This window comes from Paraburkholderia sp. BL21I4N1 (assembly GCF_002973525.1).
Lineage (GTDB): Bacteria > Pseudomonadota > Gammaproteobacteria > Burkholderiales > Burkholderiaceae > Paraburkholderia.
The window spans coordinates 428,432-445,986 of sequence record NZ_PVEN01000001.1 but is presented as its reverse complement, the minus strand read 5'-3'; the positions used below and the strand labels follow the sequence as shown (position 1 = coordinate 445,986).

General features: G+C 63.8%; 12 protein-coding genes. 7 read left to right on the top strand and 5 right to left on the bottom strand.

Going from position 1 to position 17,555, the window contains the following annotated elements; translation table 11 throughout:
- Window positions 1–154: 154 nt before the first annotated feature.
- The 4 genes from B0G83_RS01995 to B0G83_RS01980 form a co-directional block, all read right to left on the bottom strand.
- A complete protein-coding gene (locus B0G83_RS01995) occupies window positions 155–1,585 on the bottom strand; it encodes a peptide synthetase (protein WP_105505747.1) in 1,431 nt (476 codons plus the stop codon).
- Between the two features lie 79 nt (window positions 1,586–1,664).
- Entirely contained in the window at window positions 1,665–2,423 is a 759-nt protein-coding gene (locus tag B0G83_RS01990; protein WP_258167644.1) for a thioesterase II family protein, read from the bottom strand.
- A 16-nt stretch (window positions 2,424–2,439) separates the two neighbouring features.
- The gene (locus tag B0G83_RS01985; protein ID WP_105505745.1) at window positions 2,440–2,673 is read right to left on the bottom strand and encodes an MbtH family NRPS accessory protein; all 234 of its coding nucleotides are present in this window, start codon (window positions 2,671–2,673) and stop codon (window positions 2,440–2,442) included.
- 550 nt (window positions 2,674–3,223) lie between these two features.
- Window positions 3,224–5,725: a penicillin acylase family protein gene (locus tag B0G83_RS01980; protein ID WP_258167643.1), complete on the bottom strand. Its 2,502-nt coding sequence runs from the start codon at window positions 5,723–5,725 to the stop codon at window positions 3,224–3,226.
- Window positions 5,726–6,764: 1,039 nt separating this feature from the next.
- Here B0G83_RS01980 and B0G83_RS01975 point away from each other — a divergent pair.
- The 5 genes from B0G83_RS01975 (at window position 6,765) to B0G83_RS01955 (ending at window position 13,783) form a co-directional block, all read left to right on the top strand.
- Window positions 6,765–7,766: a UDP-glucuronic acid decarboxylase family protein gene (locus B0G83_RS01975; protein ID WP_105505744.1), complete on the top strand. Its 1,002-nt coding sequence runs from the start codon at window positions 6,765–6,767 to the stop codon at window positions 7,764–7,766.
- The gene (gene galE, locus B0G83_RS01970; RefSeq protein WP_105505743.1) at window positions 7,763–8,845 is read left to right on the top strand and encodes a UDP-glucose 4-epimerase GalE; all 1,083 of its coding nucleotides are present in this window, start codon (window positions 7,763–7,765) and stop codon (window positions 8,843–8,845) included. Before B0G83_RS01975 ends, galE begins: the two co-directional genes overlap by 4 nt.
- 1 nt (window position 8,846) lies before the next feature.
- Window positions 8,847–10,358, top strand: coding sequence for a UDP-glucose/GDP-mannose dehydrogenase family protein (locus B0G83_RS01965; protein WP_105505742.1), 1,512 nt, complete (start codon window positions 8,847–8,849; stop codon window positions 10,356–10,358).
- Entirely contained in the window at window positions 10,355–13,027 is a 2,673-nt protein-coding gene (locus B0G83_RS01960) for a glycosyltransferase family 2 protein (protein ID WP_105505741.1), read from the top strand. The genes B0G83_RS01965 and B0G83_RS01960 overlap by 4 nt, the downstream gene beginning before the upstream one ends.
- Window positions 13,028–13,234: 207 nt before the next feature.
- Window positions 13,235–13,783 (top strand): hypothetical protein, encoded by a 549-nt coding sequence (locus B0G83_RS01955; protein ID WP_105505740.1) that lies wholly within the window; start codon window positions 13,235–13,237, stop codon window positions 13,781–13,783.
- 13 nt (window positions 13,784–13,796) lie between these two features.
- Here B0G83_RS01955 and B0G83_RS01950 read toward each other — a convergent pair whose 3' ends face one another.
- Window positions 13,797–15,206: a carotenoid oxygenase family protein gene (locus B0G83_RS01950; protein ID WP_105505739.1), complete on the bottom strand. Its 1,410-nt coding sequence runs from the start codon at window positions 15,204–15,206 to the stop codon at window positions 13,797–13,799.
- Window positions 15,207–15,310: 104 nt separating this feature from the next.
- Here B0G83_RS01950 and B0G83_RS01945 point away from each other — a divergent pair, with 104 nt between their 5' ends.
- Window positions 15,311–16,078 (top strand): TetR/AcrR family transcriptional regulator, encoded by a 768-nt coding sequence (locus B0G83_RS01945; protein WP_105505738.1) that lies wholly within the window; start codon window positions 15,311–15,313, stop codon window positions 16,076–16,078.
- Window positions 16,079–16,136: 58 nt separating this feature from the next.
- Window positions 16,137–17,552 (top strand): PLP-dependent aminotransferase family protein, encoded by a 1,416-nt coding sequence (locus B0G83_RS01940; protein WP_105505737.1) that lies wholly within the window; start codon window positions 16,137–16,139, stop codon window positions 17,550–17,552.
- The last annotated feature ends 3 nt before the right edge of the window (window positions 17,553–17,555 follow it).

Here is a 17,555-nt window from a genome sequence, read left to right as displayed (position 1 = left end):
GTGTGTCTATCGACTGCGATGTTGCATGGGTACGGCTTCACGGCATGTGCCTGGGTCGCGACCAGGTAGCGGCCGGGTCATGCCGGGTTGTTTCATTCCGCCCAATTCGCGCGCGCCGCTATTGCACGGCCGCGGCACGCGCGAACGGCTCGCGTCAGGCCGGCTGCGGCGCGTCGAGTTCGACGACCAGCGCATTGACCCAGTCGTCCGGAATGATCGGCTGGTGATACGTACACTCGCCGGACACCACCGTCGAGCCGTGCAAACGGCCATCGGGAATCAGCACCATGTCGCCTTCGTTCATCTTCAACTGCATGCCGACGTTGCCCCAGAACAGCATCTCGCCCGCCTCGATCGTGACGAGACGGTGATCGTTGTGGACGTGGGTGGTCGAGCACATCTCGTGCGGCTCGACGAACGTCTCGCGGTCGATGTCGGGAAACTCGGCATAGATGCGCGTGCTGATGCGCTGCGCGAATTCGCAGAAGCGTTCGATTGCCGACAGCCAGCGCAGTTGTTCGCCGAGATCCCAACGCGCGCGTTCCGTCAAACGCTCGGCGGCCGCGAAGCCTTGCATGCATTGTTCGCGTGCGCTCGCGCCGTAGCGCGCCTCGAGTTCGCGCAGCGCGTCGGCGAAGCGGCGCGCGAGTTCGCGCTGGCGGTCCGGGCCGGCGTCGGGCGCCGCACCGCGGTGCGTGAGATGCGGACAGGCGCGCGTCAACGCCGCGACGAACGCGAGTTGCTCGGCTTGCGCCGCGAACGCCGCGCCGATCAGACCGAACGCGCGGTCGGGACGGCGTGCGAGTGCGTACAGCAGATTGGTTTTTGCGAGGCTGGTCGGCAGATAGAACTGCCAGTACGAATGCGCGTCGCGCGTGATCTCCGCCGCCGACGCCACACGGGCGAGCAGATCTTCGCTACCGCCATCGAGGTCGAGCGTGGGATGCAATGCGGGCGGCAACGCGTCGAAGAAGCCGCTAGCCTGCGCGCGACGCAACGCGCGGCGCTTCGAGGGCAGCAGCGCCCAACGCTGCACGGCGATAAAGCGCAGCCCGTCCTGCAGATAATCGTTGCGCACGAGGCGCGCGAAGTTGTCTTCCCAGAACGCCAGTTCGTCGCCGATCAGACGCGTCAGGCGCGCCGCCGCGGCGTCGCCTTGCGTGGCGATGTCGGTGTCGCGGCTCAGATAGTCGAAGGCGTACGCTTCGAGGAACGGCGCGATCTGTGCGCCGAGCGCGCGCACTTCGTCGGCGTGATAGGCGTTGAAGTGCTGCCATGCGTCCGCGCTCGTTTGCTGCGGCAGGTTCGCCACGTCGAGCTCGTAGATCGATAGCAACGTGCGATTCGACGCCAGCGACGGCAGGCGGCTCACGTTGTGCGTGCGCACCGGCTTGCGGAACTTGAGAAACTCGAAGTCCTCGGGACGCAGCGGGCGGCGATGATACTGACCGTCGAGCACGAGTTCGTCCACGGTCGCGCTGCGGAACGGCAGCGCGGCGGCAAAGCGCTTGATGAGGTCGAGGTGCTGTTCGCTCTGTCCTGCGAACGGCTCGAAGTCGAACAAGGTTGAAAACGTTAGCGACATTTTCAGGGATCCGTTTTTAAGGAAATGAGAAGCGGCCGCTGGGCGCGTGCCGCTGTTGACGCTTTGACGATCCGACGGCCTACTGTTCTACCGCTACGGCAGTGAGCGTATCCAGCACCGCCGCGGCGTGCGCTTCGAGAAAGAAGTGACCGCCCGAAAATTCATGGCGGCCGAAGTCGCCTTGCGTGCAGGCGGCCCACGCGTCGACATCGGCGGATTGCGCGGTGGCGCGATCGTCGCGGCCGGTAAAGGCATCGATACGGCATTCGAGCGGCAGACGCGGCGAACTCGCACGACGGTGCTCCGTGTAGACACCGCACAGATGAAAATCCGCGCGCAGCACCGGCAGCATGAAGTCGACGAAATCCGCGTCGGCGAGCAATTCCGCGGGCGTGCCGCCCAGTTCCGCGAGCTTCGCCACCATCGTCTCGCGCGGGCAGTCGAGCCAATCCGACTCGACGTTGCGGCGCGACGGCGCCACCGACGCCGAGGCGCCAAACCACAACGGCATGCGGCCATCTCGTTGCCGCAACGCGTGGCAGAGCTCGAAGCCCACCAGCGCGCCCATGCTGTGACCGAAAACGGCGAAGGGTGCAGTGCGATCGAGACGCTGGCCGATCTCGTCGGCGAGTTCGGCGATCAGCGGACGCCACCCGGTATGAGCGGCTTGCGCGCGACGCGTGCCGTGACCGGGCAGTTCCGCGGCGATCAGCGTCACACCGTCCGGCAGCAACGGCTTCCAGCGCCGGTACAACGCGGCGCTGCCGCCCGCATGCGCGAAGCAGATCAGATTGAGCGGCGTGGAAGTGGCGAAGGTCACGGTGCTTACGGTGCTCACACTAGGCTGCATACGTTCAGTTCGGCGCGGAACCTTGTGCGGCCGCGCTTTCTTCCATCGCCTTGCGCAAGCTCAGCGGGCGCATGTCGGTCCACACCTCGTCGATCCACGCGAGGCATTCTTCCTTCTTGCCGGACTTACCGGCTTCGCGCCAACCGGCGGGAATGGCCTTGTAGTCAGGCCAGATCGAGTACTGCTCTTCGTGATTCACCACTACGTGGAAATTCGTGTTCTCGTCGCCCCAACTCATGAATGCGCTCCGCTGCGTTAATTTGATTGGCAATACGAATGAACGAACGAAGTCCACCTGGGACGCCCCAAGGATGGCTCCGACTCGCGACTGTCATTTTTCGCGAATGACAATCATTCCTATTTGGACTCGAAGGTTAGAAGCCGAACGCGGAGGTGTCAACCATCAAATCCGACGAAATGCGTAATGCATGTTGCCGACATGCCGTTTCCGCCGATCAATCAACGACTTGCCACGAGACAGCTTTGACAATATTTATTTTTTACGCGAAACCGTAGCACTACGGACAAGATGGGTTTGCTGGAAGGCGTCACGGAATTCGATTAGGATCACGCGCGCATTCGTCGCGCATTGCTTGGAAATTCAACGCGCATAGTGTGCGCGACGCGATTCGCTCTATTGCCCAGGTAAGTTGTACGGATTAGAGATGTCGTGACTCCGGCACCCGGTCTTTTATACCGCCGCTATAACTGCTTTCGAGAGGCGCAAACAGACGGACGACCGGCATGGTGCGGGGCGTCCGTCAACCTGGCTCAAGTTTGGCTAGGGCTCAGCGTGCCGCGGGTCCGTCGAGCACGGTGACGCGCAGCGCCGGGTCCGCTTCGATTTCGGCGCGCGTGAAAGGCACCTTCAGCCACGCCTTGCTGGCGTAGCGCCGGGTGTAATCGCCGTCATGGCCAGACGTGGCGTCATCGGATTGCGAGGTGGTGAGGAACGTGTAGGCCTGCGGCCCGCTATCGTCGAAGCCGACCACCTGCATGTAGCTGTTGCCGTTCGGATTGCCGTCGAGCGACAAGCCATCCGGCGAATCGATCTTTTCCTGCGAACACGCCGCCGTGAAATAGCCTTGCGCGGTGCAGCCACCGAACAACGGCACCCGCACACCGTTACGCGTGACATAGAGCGCGGCACCGCGCGGACTGTCGGGCGCGAGGCCCGCGCGGCGCAGTTCGTCGGCCGCCTTCAATAGCAGGTCGCGCGCCGTCGATCCTTCAAAACTCAAACCACGTGGCGTGTTGAGCGGATCGTCGGCACTGGCCGGCACGCGATACGACCAGCCACTAGTCGCGTGCTGCAGGTCCGACCAGAACACGTCCCACAGATTCGCGCCACGCGCTTGCGGGTTGCCCGTGTCGTCCCACTCGCGCAGCGCCTTGCACGCCGACGCCAGGGTCTCGCTCGCGGCCGCTGAAGGCGTCGGCGAGTCGCCGCCGGTTTCGCCACACGCCGACGCCAGCACGTCGGACTTGAAGCGCTCCGCCGACAATGCCCGACTGTTCAGCACCATCTCACGCACGCTCGCACTGTCCGCGAGATGGCCCGGATAACCGTCGCGACCGTCAAGACGCGCGCGTATCATCTGCAACCCAAGTTGCGCGCGCAACGACATTTCCTCCTGCGTCTCGAAGATCGCACCGTAGCCCGCCAGCGGTTGAGCCGGATTCGCGAGTGCGTAAGTGTTGTTCATGTTGGCGACATAGTCGCCGCGCGTGAGGCTCGGCATGTTAGCGAGCGGCAATTTGCCGTTCACGCCGGACCAGTTACAGGCCGACCGCGAGCCGTCGAGCACCGGCACACCGCGCGCTTTCTGCGCGAGCGCCGCCGCGACCGGCTGCACCGTGCACTGTGCGGACAACGCGGGCGGCACGTTCGGTATCGCGCCGATATCCGCGTACCAGGCGCGCCGGTCGTTGCGCCCTACGGCGAGCGTGTTGACCCAGGGCATCGATGCGTCGTCGCGCGTGATCGCGATGAAGTTTTCCAGCGAATCCGCGCGGTCCCAGCGCAGGAAGGTGTCGAAGGTCTGCGCGTTGGTCTCGTTGACGTCGCGGATCGCAAACGCCGCGGCGGAATTCGCGGCGAGCGCGGGCGAAACGCCGGAGAGATCGATCAGCGGTCCGAAGCGGGTTCGATAGAGCGTGCGCGTGACCGGCCGAAGTGTGCCGTCGGCCTTGCGCACCTGGATCGTGACGGGCACGCGCTGCATCGCTTCCGCTTTGCCGTCGACGAGATACGTATCCGGGCGACCCGGCGCGAGCGCGAGCCGGAACAGGCCGAAGCGACGCGCGCTGGATACCGTCAAACTCCACGCCACGTTCTGGTTGAAGCCGATCATGATGACAGGCGTGCCGAGAAACGAAGCGCCGCTCACGTCGAGCTTGCCAGGAATCGTCAATTGCGCCTGATAGAAGCGGTCGGGACCGCGCCAGAACCAATGCGGATTGCCGAACAGCAATCCGTGCGGTGTTCCGGTGGCGTCGCCGCCGAACGCCATGGCGTTACTGCCGATACCCTCCTCGCCGCCGGCCTGCAAATAGGGCAGCGAAGTCAACTGCCGCGGTTCGCCGTTCAACGACACGGATGACTTCGACGGTTCGGCGGAAGCCGCGGGCGGTTGCGCGTTCGCGATCGCGTGGACAAAGCGTGCATAACCGCCCGCATACATCGCGGCCAGCATGCGCCGATAGATATCGCGCGCGTCGATCGGCTTCACCCACGGCTGACCGCGACACGTGGCGTGCGCGCCTGCATGCGCGCCGTCGTCCAGTTCACGCAGATAGCGGTCGTAGCCCGCCGCGAAACCGCGCGCGAGCGACTGCGCTTCGCTCGATTGCTGCTTCTCGAACGTGGCGAGCGCGGTGTCGTCGACGAGAAAGCGGAAGTAGAAATCGGTGTCGATATTGGCCGGCCGGCCGAGGGTCGAATACGCAGTGGCTTGCGCCGCCGGTCCGAAATAACGCGAGCGTTCGCCGCGCCAGGTGACGAAGCCGTCGGCGAGTGTGCAGAGGTCGTCGGTGGCCTGCGCATAGCCGTAACCGTAGCCGAGACTAGCCCAGTCGTTTGCTTCGATATGCGGAACATCGTAGGCGGTGCGGCTGATGCGGGCGTGCAACGCGGCGTCATCGGTTTGCACATCGGTCGCGCCTTGGTCGAGTTTCCCCGCCGCGCAACCTGACAGCACCATCGCACAGGCCGCGAGCAACGCGGCGGTTTTCATGCGCTCGCGGCAGCGCGCCGTGAGCTTTCGTTGCTTCGTGTTCCACAGAACCATCCAGTGCCTCCCTAGGCTGGCACGCCGATGCATCACGGCAGGCAACGAGCCACCACAAGCATCGAGCTATATCACGGCGGCTGAGTTTAAGGCAGATGACATCGACACCGCAAGAATGCGAATCATTTGCATTAAGCGGGAACTTTGCCCGTCTGCGCGGCTCGTTTTCATCTGCCGCACCCGCACTCCGCCGATAAAACACCCGGCACCTTCGCGACACAACAACGACTGGCAAACAGCGACAGGCAACTGGCGACCGGCGACTAAGCGCACCTGCTCCGGCGTTGCGCATTCGTCGTTGGATCCATTGCACGCCCCCAGGACTTTCACCGGTACGCAGGCTCGCTCGACCCGCGCCGCTCTCCTGCCGATTCCGACACGAGCCAATGCCGCTCAGGCCATCTTTGCCTTTCGCAAAACAGGATGTGCGCGTTCGCAAGCGAGGGGCCTGCTTACTATTTGGTTAAATAACGAGAATTTTTTCTCACTGTCAAGATGATTCAGCGTGACTCTCTTTTCTATTCGATCGTCGATATCGGCAGCTGCCAATCGCTGAAAGCATTCCACAAACCGGCGTCCGCATTAAACTATATTAATAATACAACGAGACCATGAAATCACACCAAAAACACGAAAACATAACGATTTAAATATTGTTGCACCCGCAACTTCTTATTTTTCTTTCCAAACATTTCCGGTACGTTTGACGCAACGCATCAAGGGCTACATCCCATGCCTGCACTGCCCTATCCCAAACTATTTCGTCACGGAAAATACTTATTGACTCGATGAGAAATGGCCGAGCGTCGGCCTGAATTTTTGAATTACCTCATACCGATTGTCACCCTGCTGGCAGTCGGCGGGAAAAGCTATGCCGAAAGATTAATTAATACCGGTTTAATCGACTTAAATGATCACAATATTTATCTGAAAACAACCCTGTTCATCGCGCCACGACTTACTCGCTATTTGATATGACCTGATTCCCGCATCTACTCCGATCATTCAGGCGGAGTAGTCACCGACTCGAGGAGTTGTCATGAACGTCAGATCGCTGGATGCCGCAAAGAAACGTCCCATTGCCATGGTCACCGGAGGCGCGGGTTTTCTCGGCAGCCACGTGTGCGACCGGCTCATCGCCGAGGGTGCGCATGTGGTCTGCGTGGACAATCTGATGAGCGGACGGCGCGCGAACATCGCGCATCTACGCGCGTTGCCGCAGTTCTCGTTCATCGAGGCCGACGTATCGATGCCCTTGCCGCAAATCGACGTCGACGAAATCTGGAATCTCGCCTGCCCCGCTTCGCCGCCCTGCTATCAACGCGATCCGGTGCATACGCTGCTGACCAACGTGCTCGGCATGAAGAACTGCCTCGACCTGGCGCTCAACGCCGGTGCCCGCGTGTTCCAGGCGTCGACCAGCGAGGTGTACGGCGACCCGGAAGTTCATCCGCAGGTCGAGAGCTATCGCGGCCAGGTGAATTCGACCGGTCCGCGAGCCTGCTACGACGAGGGCAAGCGCGCCGCCGAAACGCTCTGCTACGACTACCAGCGAAGCCACGGCGTCGACGTGCGCGTCGCGCGGATCTTCAACACGTATGGTCCGCGCATGGATCCGTCCGACGGTCGCGTGGTGTCGAATTTCATCGTGCAGGCGCTGCACGGCGCGCCGCTCGAACTCTACGGCGGCGGCACCCAGACGCGTTCGTTCTGCTACGTCGACGATCTGATCGAAGGCTTCTTCCGCCTGATGCGTTCCCCCCAGGCGGCGAGCGGTCCGGTCAACCTCGGCAATCCCGGCGAGTTCACCATGCGTGAGCTGGCCGAATGCGTGATCGACATGACCGGCTCGTCGTCGTCGATCGTGGCGCGGCCGTTGCCGATCGACGATCCGAAGCAACGTCGCCCGGACATCGGCATGGCCGCCGAACTGTTTGACTGGCAGCCGGCCATTCCGTTGAAGGAAGGGCTCGCCTGCACGATCGCGTACTTCACCAACGAACTCTGGCTCGCGCCGTTCGCCGAGGAGAAGGCCGCATGAAAGTCCTCGTCACCGGCGGCGCCGGTTTTATCGGCAGCCATACCTGCAAGGCGCTGGCGCAAGCCGGCCACACGCCGATCGTCTTCGACAACCTGTCCACCGGTCACGCAGACGCCGTGCGTTGGGGACCGCTGCATACCGGCGACATTCTCGACCCCGTGTCGCTCGATGCCGCGTTCATCACCTATCGGCCTGAACTCGTGCTGCATTTCGCGGCGCTCGCCTATGTGGGTGACTCGGTCGTCGATCCGGCGCGCTATTACCGCGTCAATGTGGCCGGCACGCTGTCGCTGCTCGATGCGATGCGCCGGCATGGTGTGAGCCGCATCGTGCTGTCGTCGAGTTGCGCGACCTACGGCATTCCCGCCACGCTGCCGATTTCCGAAGCGAGCCCGCAACAGCCAGTCAATCCGTATGGCTTCACGAAGCTCGCGATGGAACGGCTGGCCGCGGACTACGAGCGCGCGTACGGCGTGCGCTGGATCGCACTGCGCTACTTCAACGCGGCGGGCGCCGATCCGGACGGCGAATTGGGCGAACGGCACGCGCCCGAAACCCATGCGATTCCGCTGGCGATCGGCGCCGCGCTCGGCAGCGCGCCACCGTTCCAGGTAATGGGCACCGACTATCCGACCCGGGACGGTTCCGCCGTGCGCGACTACGTGCATGTCACCGATCTCGCCGATGCGCATCTGCGCGCCGTCGATCACCTCGGCCGTGGCGGCCCGAGCGGCGCGTTCAATCTTGCCACCGGCCGCGGCACCTCGGTACTCGAATTGATCGATGCGGTCGCCGCCGTCACGGGTCGCACCGTGCCGGTGATTCACGCGGCGCGCCGTGCCGGCGATCCGCCCGCGTTGTATGCGAACGCCGCGCTGGCCGACAAGGTGCTGGGCTGGCGGCCGCGTTTCGTCGAGATTGCGCCGATGGTCGCGACCGCCGCGCAGTGGTTCCTGACGCACACGGAGCGGGCGGAGCAAACCGAACCCGCACAGCAAACCGCGCGCGACAGCCTCGACCCGGCGGGCGCCGGGCCGGCTCGTCTCGCGCAATCGTTGGACCAACGATCGGAGGTGTGAAATGACTGTACGCATTGCCATTGTGGGGACCGGTTACGTCGGTCTCGTCACCGGCGCATGCCTGGCCGAGCTCGGTCACGACGTCATCTGCATCGATACCGACGCACGCAAGATCGACGGCCTGAACAACGGCGTGATTCCGATCTACGAGCCTGGACTCGACGCGCTGGTGAGCCGCAACGTCGAACAGGGTCGTCTGCATTTCAGTCTCGATCTGGCCGCCAGCGTGAGCGAACGCGAAGCGGTATTCATCGCGGTCGGCACGCCGTCGCACCCAGGCACCGACCGCGCCGATCTGCGCTTCGTGATGGGCGTCGCGCAGGAAATCGCGGCGAGCGTCGACCGCTTCACCGTGATCGTCACCAAATCGACCGTGCCGGTGGGCACCAACCGGCAAGTCAAGCAAGTTGCCGAACGCCATCTGCGGCTCGGCCAGACGGTTGCGGTCGCATCGAATCCGGAGTTCCTGCGCGAGGGCTCGGCCATTGAAGACTTCCTGCATCCCGACCGTATCGTGTTCGGCACCGAGAACGAGGCCGCGGCCGCCGTCATGCGCCGCATCTATGCGCCGCTCGCCCAACTGGGCTATGAGGTGCTGGCCACCGAAATCGAAACCGCCGAGGTCATCAAGTACGCCGCGAACGCGTTCCTCGCGGTGAAGATCAGCTACATCAACGAGATCGCCGACTTGTGCGAAGTGGTTGGCGCGGACGTCGAGCGGGTCGCGGCCGGCATCGGTCTCGACCGGCGGATCGGGGCCGCTTTTCTGAAAGCCGGGCCGGGATGGGGCGGTTCGTGTTTTCCGAAAGACACGCGCGCGCTGAAGGCCACGGCGTCGGACTATGTCGTGCCGATGCGCATCGTCGATGCGGCGATCGAAGCCAATACGCAGCGCAAGGACGCGGTGGTCGCGAAGATCGAACAGGCCTGCGGCGGCTCGGTGACGGGCAAGCGGCTCGCGGTGTTCGGCCTGACCTTCAAAGGCGAAACCGACGACGTGCGCGAAAGCCCGAGTATCGACGTGATCCGCGCGCTGGCTGAGCGAGGCGCGAAAATCCGCGCGTACGATCCGTCGCAGCCGGCCGAAGCCGCGCGTCTGCTGCCAATGATTGGCATCGCCAGCACGCCCATCGGCGCGATTCGCAGCGCCGACGCCGTGGTGATCCTGACAGACTGGCGGCACTTCGTCGAATGCGATCTCGGCGAGTTGGCCGCGCACATGTCGGACCCGGTCATGATCGACCTGCGCAATCTCTACGAGGAGTCCTGGGTACGGCGCAACGGCTTCCGGCATTACGTGCGGATCGGGCGCAAATCGGCCAGCGTCGCGCAGCGCCAACTGTCGGTGCGGATGGTGCATCGGCAGATCGGCTGGACGCCGTCGCAAAGTGATCTGCTGATGCTGGCCACCACGCCCGCGATGGCGATGCATGCCGGCGCGCCGGACGATAACGCGGCGAGCGTCGCGAGCGCCGCTGCTGCTGTGTCGATGACGGCCGGCGAGGCGACATGAGCGATTCACCCTTCGTGCCGGGGTCGCCGGCACAGTTAGGCTGGCGCGGCGCCGACCCGCATGCGGGTGCCGAAGCGCCCAACGGAACTGGGCCGGCGGCCCGATTCCATGCGGGCGAACCGTTTCTGGTGCCGCTGCTGACGCGCCGGCAGCGCGTCCAGTTCGCAGCGCTATGCCTCTGCTGGGCCTTCGCGTTGCTCGCATTCTGGATCTGGTGGTTGCGGCCGCAACATGACATCGACCGAACCCGCTACGCGATCAATTGCGCGGTGCTGTTCTGGACCACGGTGATCCCCGGCTACTTCATGCTGATTTTCGCGCGAGCGCGCGTGTCGAATCTGGCCTGGCCGGTACCGGCCGGTTTGCGCGTGGCGATGGTCGTCACCAAGGCGCCGTCCGAGCCGTTCGCGGTCGTCGAGACCACGCTACTCGCGATGCTCGGCCAGCCCTATCCACACGACACCTGGCTCGCCGACGAAGATCCCGATGTAGCGACCATCGACTGGTGCATGCGCCATGGCGTGCTGCTGTCGACGCGTAAAGGCGTGGACGCTTATCACAACGCGTCATGGCCCAGACGCACGCGATGCAAGGAAGGCAACCTCGCCTACTTTTACGATCACTACGGCTACGAACGCTACGACCTGGTGGCGCAACTCGACGCCGATCACGTACCTGAACCGGGCTACCTCGAAGCGATTCTGCGGCCCTTCGCCGATCCACGCGTCGGCTACGTGTCCGCGCCGAGCATCTGCGACAGCAACGCCGCCGGCAGCTGGTCGGCGCGCGGCCGGCTGCATGCCGAAGGCGCGCTGCACGGCTCGCTGCAGGCCGGGCACAATGGCGGCCTCGCGCCCTTATGTATTGGCTCGCACTACGCGGTGCGCACGGTCGCGTTGCGTTCCATCGGCGGTCTCGGGCCCGAACTTGCCGAAGATCACTCGACCACCCTGATGATGAATGCGCATGGCTGGCGCGGCGTGCATGCGTTGGGTGCGATTGCGCACGGCGAAGGTCCGCGCACGTTCGCCGACATGGCGACCCAGGAATATCAGTGGTCGAAGAGTCTGGCGGTGATTCTGCTGCGTTATACGCGCCGCTATTTCAAGGTGTTGCCGTTGCGGTTGAAGGCGCAGTTCCTGTTCGCGCAGTTCTGGTATCCGCTGTTTTCGCTGACCATGGCGGCGACCGTCGCGATGCCCGTGATCGCGCTGGTCACGCGGCGCGTGTGGAGCGACGTCGCGTATCTGTCCTACTTCGGCTACGCGAGCGCCGTCACGGTCAGCATTCTGCTGGTGATGGCATGGGTGCGGCGCACCGGCAGTTTCCGGCCGTTCGACGCGAAGGTGACGTCGTGGGAAGGCATGGCGTTCCTGTTCGCGCGCTGGCCGTGGTCGCTGCTGGGGATCGGCTCGGCGCTCGCCGACTGTCTGCGCGGACGCGAATTCGCTTTTCGTGTCACGCCCAAAGGCGTCCCCGTCGACGAGCGGCCGCCGTTGCGCGTGGTGCTGCCTTATCTGGCGATCTCGTTGATCTGCAGCCTGCCGCTCGTCATGATCGACGACGCCGGCAACGCGCGCGGTTTCTACGTGATATCGAGTGTCAACGCGCTGGTCTATCTGGCGGTCGCCGTGCTGATCGTGGTGGCGCATGCTCATGAACAAGGGCAACGATTGTCCCTGCTCCGCCTGACAGCCGGCGACGGCCCCGGCGTGCGCCGCGTGGCCTTCGTGGCCGCCGTGCTGGTGCTGGGCATGGGCATGACGGAGCGCTTGCCGGAAGGCGCGAACGCGTTGCTCGGGCATGACGCTTCGGCGCGGCCGCAAGCTGTGCCGGAAGTCGTCGTTGCGCAGCCACAATTGCTCGGCGTCTACGATCCGGAGCACGCGTTCCCCGCCAAAAATAGCGCGATCGACATCGAACATATTTTCATCTCGTGGGACGACCCGGGTGCGCCGACGCAGATCCAGAACGCCTACGAGTATGCGAACCGTCTCGACCGTCAATTGCTGGTGTCGATCGAACCGTGGCCGGCACGCTCCCGCAACAGTCACACGCTGCTGCGCGACATCCGCGTGGGGGGTTACGACGCCGAGATCGACTCGGTGTGCGGCACGCTGCGCTCGCTGAACGCGCCGGTGTTCGTGCGTTGGGGCCAGGAGATGGAGACGTCGACCGGACGCTATCCGTGGGCGGTGGACGACCCGCAGGGTTACGTCGAGGCGTACCGGCATTTCGTGGCCCGCTGTCGCGACAATACGCGACTGATGCGCTTCGTCTGGTCGCCACGCGGCGACACGACGCTCAACGCCTATTTCCCCGGCAAGGAATTTACCGACTACGTAGGCTTGTCGCTGTTCGATTGCTCGTCCTGCGGGTTGGCGGGGGGCGCCAATCAACCGCTGGCACGGATGCTCGAGGAAAAGTATCTGCGCGTGACGCAATACGGCTTGCCGGTGATCGTGGCGGAAATGGGCGTGGATGGCGCGCCCGAGCGTCAGCGCAGCGAACTGATCGATCTGCAACATGCCATGACGACCATGCCGATGCTCAAGGCGGTGTTGTACTTCAATGCCGTCGATGCCCCCGGTGCGTGGCCGATGACTCTGCATCGCCCCGACTGGCGCGTGGCGCCGGGCGCATTGGAGTCGATTGGCGCGGCGGGTTGACCGCAAGCAGACCGACGGGGCGTCGCGCGAGCGACGCTCCGTCAACTTCGACGATCCGCGCTTGACTCGCGGATTTTTTACGATCACAATCTTTCCACTGTAAAGATTTGGTGATTTTTAGCTCGTAGCGAAATCACCGCCTTACCCCCTCGTTCGACGCCAACCCACGCGCCACCGCGCGATCCTCGCGTCATTCCGGAGATCACCATGACTTTTCTTCTGACGTTTGCTCCGTTCCTCGCCTTTGCGGTAATCGAGCGCCTCGCCGGTGCGCAGGCGGGACTCGCCGCCGGTGCGATCGTCGCCGCCGCGCTGCTGGTCCGCGATTTCCTGAGCCCGATGCGCCGTATCAAACTACTCGAAGTGGGCACGTTCCTGCTGTTTGGCGCATTGACGCTCTACGCGCTGACCCGCGACGTGCAATGGTCCATCGCCGCCGTGCGCTTGCGCGTCGACGGAGGACTCATGCTGATCGTTCTCGCGTCGATCGCGTTGCGCCGGCCATTTACGTTGCAATACGCACGCGAAACCGTAGCGCGCGAACTGTGGAACAGCCCTGAGTTCATCCGCGTCAACTATGTGATCAGCGCGGCGTGGGCCGCGGCGTTCGGCGCGCTCGTGCTGGCCGATATCGCCATGGCTTATGCAACGGCGTTGCCGCACTCGGTAGGAATCGTCGCTACGGTTGCGGCCCTGGTTGGCGCGTTCAAGTTCACCGCGTGGTATCCCACTCAACACGCGGCAAAACGGGCGTGATGGTTAGCGGCACTTAGTCGTTTGGCGAATCGTTTGCCGAATCGCGTGCCAGCCAGTTTCCATGAAACCCGTTCGGCACGCGGTGCGGAATCTCCACCGTGGCCAGCGGTCCCGCCGCCACGTTCAACGCGTCGAGCACCAGCAGATCGCTGCGCGCTTGCGCGCCACGGAATACCACCGCGAGGATCCAGCCGTCGCCTTCCGGGGCATCGGGCGTTCGCGGTACAAAAACCGGTTCGGAGGTCGCGTCGCCCTCCGGCAGTTCGAACACATCGCGCGACCGCGGATCGGCGTGATCGATATGAGCGATTCGCGTGAAGAGGCGGCTCGCGTCGTCCGAATGCGCGGCCAGCCATCCATGACGATAGGGCGCACCGGCAAAGCGCTCGTCGATCCGCGGGAATTCGCCGCTGATATCGGCAATCAACTGGCTGGTGAACACGCGCGCGCGGCGGCTCAAATCCAGCGTCCATCGACACAGGCGCGCATGGCCCGCGTCCTCCACTGGTCGGCCGTCAGGCCAGGGGAAATTCGGCGGGGCGTCGAATTGCATCACGTCCATGTGGAGACAATCGTCTTGCTCCCATGCGTTCATCACGTGAAAGACGAAGCACGCCGGCCTGTTCCACCACTCGATCTCACCGCTGCCGTCGCGCCGCATGACACCGACAAAAGAGCCGAACTGCGGCTCCCACGCGTAGGCCGGACCGCCCGCACGCAACCTCGGCAAGCTCGCCGTTAGCGGCGTGATGGGGAACAGCAGATGCCGCGCTGTCATCCCGAAGTCATGCACCATGCTCGCGTAAGGCGCGTCGAAGCGCCGCAGACGCGTGACGTGGCCCGTCGCGTCGAGGCTGCCCGCCGTGATACCCGTGCCCAGTCCATTCGGACCGCCATAGCCGAAGAACAGCAACTCGCCGGTCTCAGGATCCAACTTGGGATGCGCGGTAAACGCGCGCTGCAACGCGCCGCCGAAATCGATCTGACCGAGCGTTTCCAGCGAGCGCGCATGCAGTTCGACGGGCAAGTGCGCCTCCTCCAGCGCAAGCAGACGCTTGCCGTGCATTAGCACGTTGGTGTTGGCGCTGCCGTCGTCGTACGGCAACGCGTCGTGCGCGGTGTCACCGAATACGTTGCCCCGCGCGACACCGCGCTCGCGTTCGGCCAGCCAGCGCTGCGTGCGAACCCAGCGGTTGCGATAGGTCACGCCCGCCTCCGCGAACTCGAAGCGGTGCACCATGCCGTGCCCCGCAAACCAGTGCTGCACCGGATCGGGATCAAGCGGATTGGGACCGTTGCGCACCAGCACGCCCACGAGTCCGGACGGCAGCGCACCCTGCACGCGCAAGGGTCCGCAGTCCGCCTCGAAGTCGATCGGCGGCAAGTTGGCTTGAAATGCCTCTGCGTTCGTGTGCTCGCTCATACGGTCACCTCACATTTTTCCAGTGGAAAGATTTTGACTTTCCCGACCCTTTTGGTCAACATGTCTTTTCGAAATCAGAAAACCAGAGATATCAGTCCGCCGCTATGAAAGATGGGTCGTCAACAGGCCGCAAGGCCGCAGCATCGTCGAAAACAAAAAAACCCATTGCCGCGACAACGCAGGACAAGCCCTATCACCACGGGGCGCTCCCGCAAGCGCTGCTGGCCGCTGCCGAAGCCGTCTTGCGACGGGACGGCATACGCGGTCTCACGCTGCGAGCGATCGCTCGCGAAGCGGGGGTGTCGCACACGGCGCCGCAGCACCATTTCGGCGACACCGCCGGCGTGTTGAGCGAACTGGCCGCAAGCGGGCATCGGCGCCTGGCCGCGAGCATGGCGGCCAAGGCGGAAGGCGAGGCGCCGGGGCGGGAGCGTAACAAGGCCGTCGCGCGCGGCTATGTGAGCTTCGCGGTGGACAATCCCGATCTGCTTCATCTGATGTCGCGCAACGAAATGCTCGATCACACGCGCGCGTCGCTGATCGAAGCAAGACAGCTTTCCGCGCGCGCGCTGACCGGCGTGCTCGATAATCCGCCGAAAAAAACACCGGGCGAGACCGCCGCGTTCGGCCGCCCCGACGCCGCGCAAGCTATCGCGATGACAGCCGCCTGGGCTTACGTACACGGTCTCGCGATGCTGCTGATCGACGGCCGTCTGAGGGCGTTGGCCGCATCGGCCGATGGCATTCGGAATGCGGAAGAACTGGTCGATGCGGTTATCGATCAGTTTCAAATCATTCAATATGCCGGCGCGCGGAAAGATGCGCCCGCAACCAGCAGTCGCAAGAAATCCCAAAAGGAAACACCGCAGTGAACGGCGAACGCCAGCGCACCCACGGCCATGCGCATGCACGGCCCGAACCGACTGTCCAATGAAACGTTTTGAATTGCTGGCCAATACGATGGCCGACGAAATCCGCTCGGGCAGCCGGCCGGTTGGCTCGCGCATGCCATCCGTGCGACAGCTCACCACGCAGCACGGCGTCAGCCAGTCGACCGTGTTTCGGGCGTATTACCAGCTGGAAGAGTGGGGATTGATTCGCGCCCGTGAGCGCTCGGGCTACTACGTCGCGCCGGGCGCGGCGCTCAAGCAGGAAACGGCGTCAAGACCGCCGCTGGCGGTCGAGTCGGCCAAGGTCGAAATCAGCGACCTCGTTTTTTCCGTGCTCGAAGCCGCGAAGCACACCGACGTGGTGCCGCTCGGTTCGGCCTTCCCGTCTCCGCAACTATTTCCGCTGCAACGGCTCGCCAAGTCGCTCGGCCATTCGAGCCGGCTGATCAGTCCATGGAGTACCGTGGTCGATCTGCCGCCCGGCAATGAGGCATTGCGCCGTCAGATTTCGCTGCGCTATCTGGGCATGGGCATTGCCCAACCCATGGACGAACTCGTCGTTACCAACGGCGCGCTGGAAGCGCTCAACCTGTGCCTGATGGCGGTCACGCGTCCCGGCGACGTTGTCGCGATCGAATCGCCGGGGTTCTATGCGGCCCTGCAGGCCATCGAACGGCTCGATCTGCGAGCGGTGGAAATTCCCGTCGATCCGGTGTCCGGCGTCGATCTGCAGGCATTGCGGCAGGCTTTCGAACGGCATCCAATCAAGGCATGCTGGTTCATGACCAGCTTTCAGAATCCGACCGGCGCCGCCATGCCACGGGAGCGGAAGCAAGCGCTGGTCGATCTGCTTGCCGAGCACGACGTGCCGCTGATCGAGGACGACGTGTACGGCGAGCTGTATCACGCGGCAACCCACCCTCTGCCGGCCAAGGCCTTCGACACGAAGGGCCTCGTCATGCATTGCAGTTCTTTTTCGAAGACGCTCGCGCCAGGCTACCGCATTGGTTGGGTAGCCGCCGGGCGTTTTGCGCAGAAAGTGCAGCGGCTGAAATTGATGACGACGTTATCGGCCAGCATTCCCGCTCAGGCGGCGATTGCGGACTATCTTCAGCATGGCGGGTACGACAAGCATCTGCGGAAACTGCGAGGTGCGTTCCGCGATCAATTGGCCGCCATGGATGCCGCGCTGCGCCGCTACCTGCCCGACGACACGCATTGGACCTTGCCGTCCGGCGGCTATTTCTTGTGGCTACGGTTGCCGCCGCGAGTCGATGCGATGCAACTGCACCGTCTCGCGATCGAGAACGGTATCGGCATTGCGCCGGGGCCTATTTTCTCCGCGCGACACGAATTCAGGCACCACGTACGGCTAAATTTTGGACATCCGTGGAATGACGATATGGAAAGCGCGGTCAAAACGCTGGGCTCGCTGATCGGGCAGGCGAGTTCATAAACC

Bases quoted from the DNA above. Each gene is read 5' to 3' on its own strand.
- B0G83_RS01995 (WP_105505747.1), bottom strand. From the start codon at position 1,585: ATGTCGCTAACGTTTTCAACCTTGTTCGACTTCGAGCCGTTCGCAGGA.
- B0G83_RS01985 (WP_105505745.1), bottom strand. From the start codon at position 2,673: ATGAGTTGGGGCGACGAGAACACGAATTTCCACGTAGTGGTGAATCAC.
- B0G83_RS01980 (WP_258167643.1), bottom strand. From the start codon at position 5,725: ATGGTTCTGTGGAACACGAAGCAACGAAAGCTCACGGCGCGCTGCCGC.
- B0G83_RS01975 (WP_105505744.1), top strand. From the start codon at position 6,765: ATGAACGTCAGATCGCTGGATGCCGCAAAGAAACGTCCCATTGCCATG.
- galE (WP_105505743.1), top strand. From the start codon at position 7,763: ATGAAAGTCCTCGTCACCGGCGGCGCCGGTTTTATCGGCAGCCATACC.
- B0G83_RS01965 (WP_105505742.1), top strand. From the start codon at position 8,847: ATGACTGTACGCATTGCCATTGTGGGGACCGGTTACGTCGGTCTCGTC.
- B0G83_RS01960 (WP_105505741.1), top strand. From the start codon at position 10,355: ATGAGCGATTCACCCTTCGTGCCGGGGTCGCCGGCACAGTTAGGCTGG.
- B0G83_RS01955 (WP_105505740.1), top strand. From the start codon at position 13,235: ATGACTTTTCTTCTGACGTTTGCTCCGTTCCTCGCCTTTGCGGTAATC.
- B0G83_RS01950 (WP_105505739.1), bottom strand. From the start codon at position 15,206: ATGAGCGAGCACACGAACGCAGAGGCATTTCAAGCCAACTTGCCGCCG.
- B0G83_RS01945 (WP_105505738.1), top strand. From the start codon at position 15,311: ATGAAAGATGGGTCGTCAACAGGCCGCAAGGCCGCAGCATCGTCGAAA.
- B0G83_RS01940 (WP_105505737.1), top strand. From the start codon at position 16,137: ATGAAACGTTTTGAATTGCTGGCCAATACGATGGCCGACGAAATCCGC.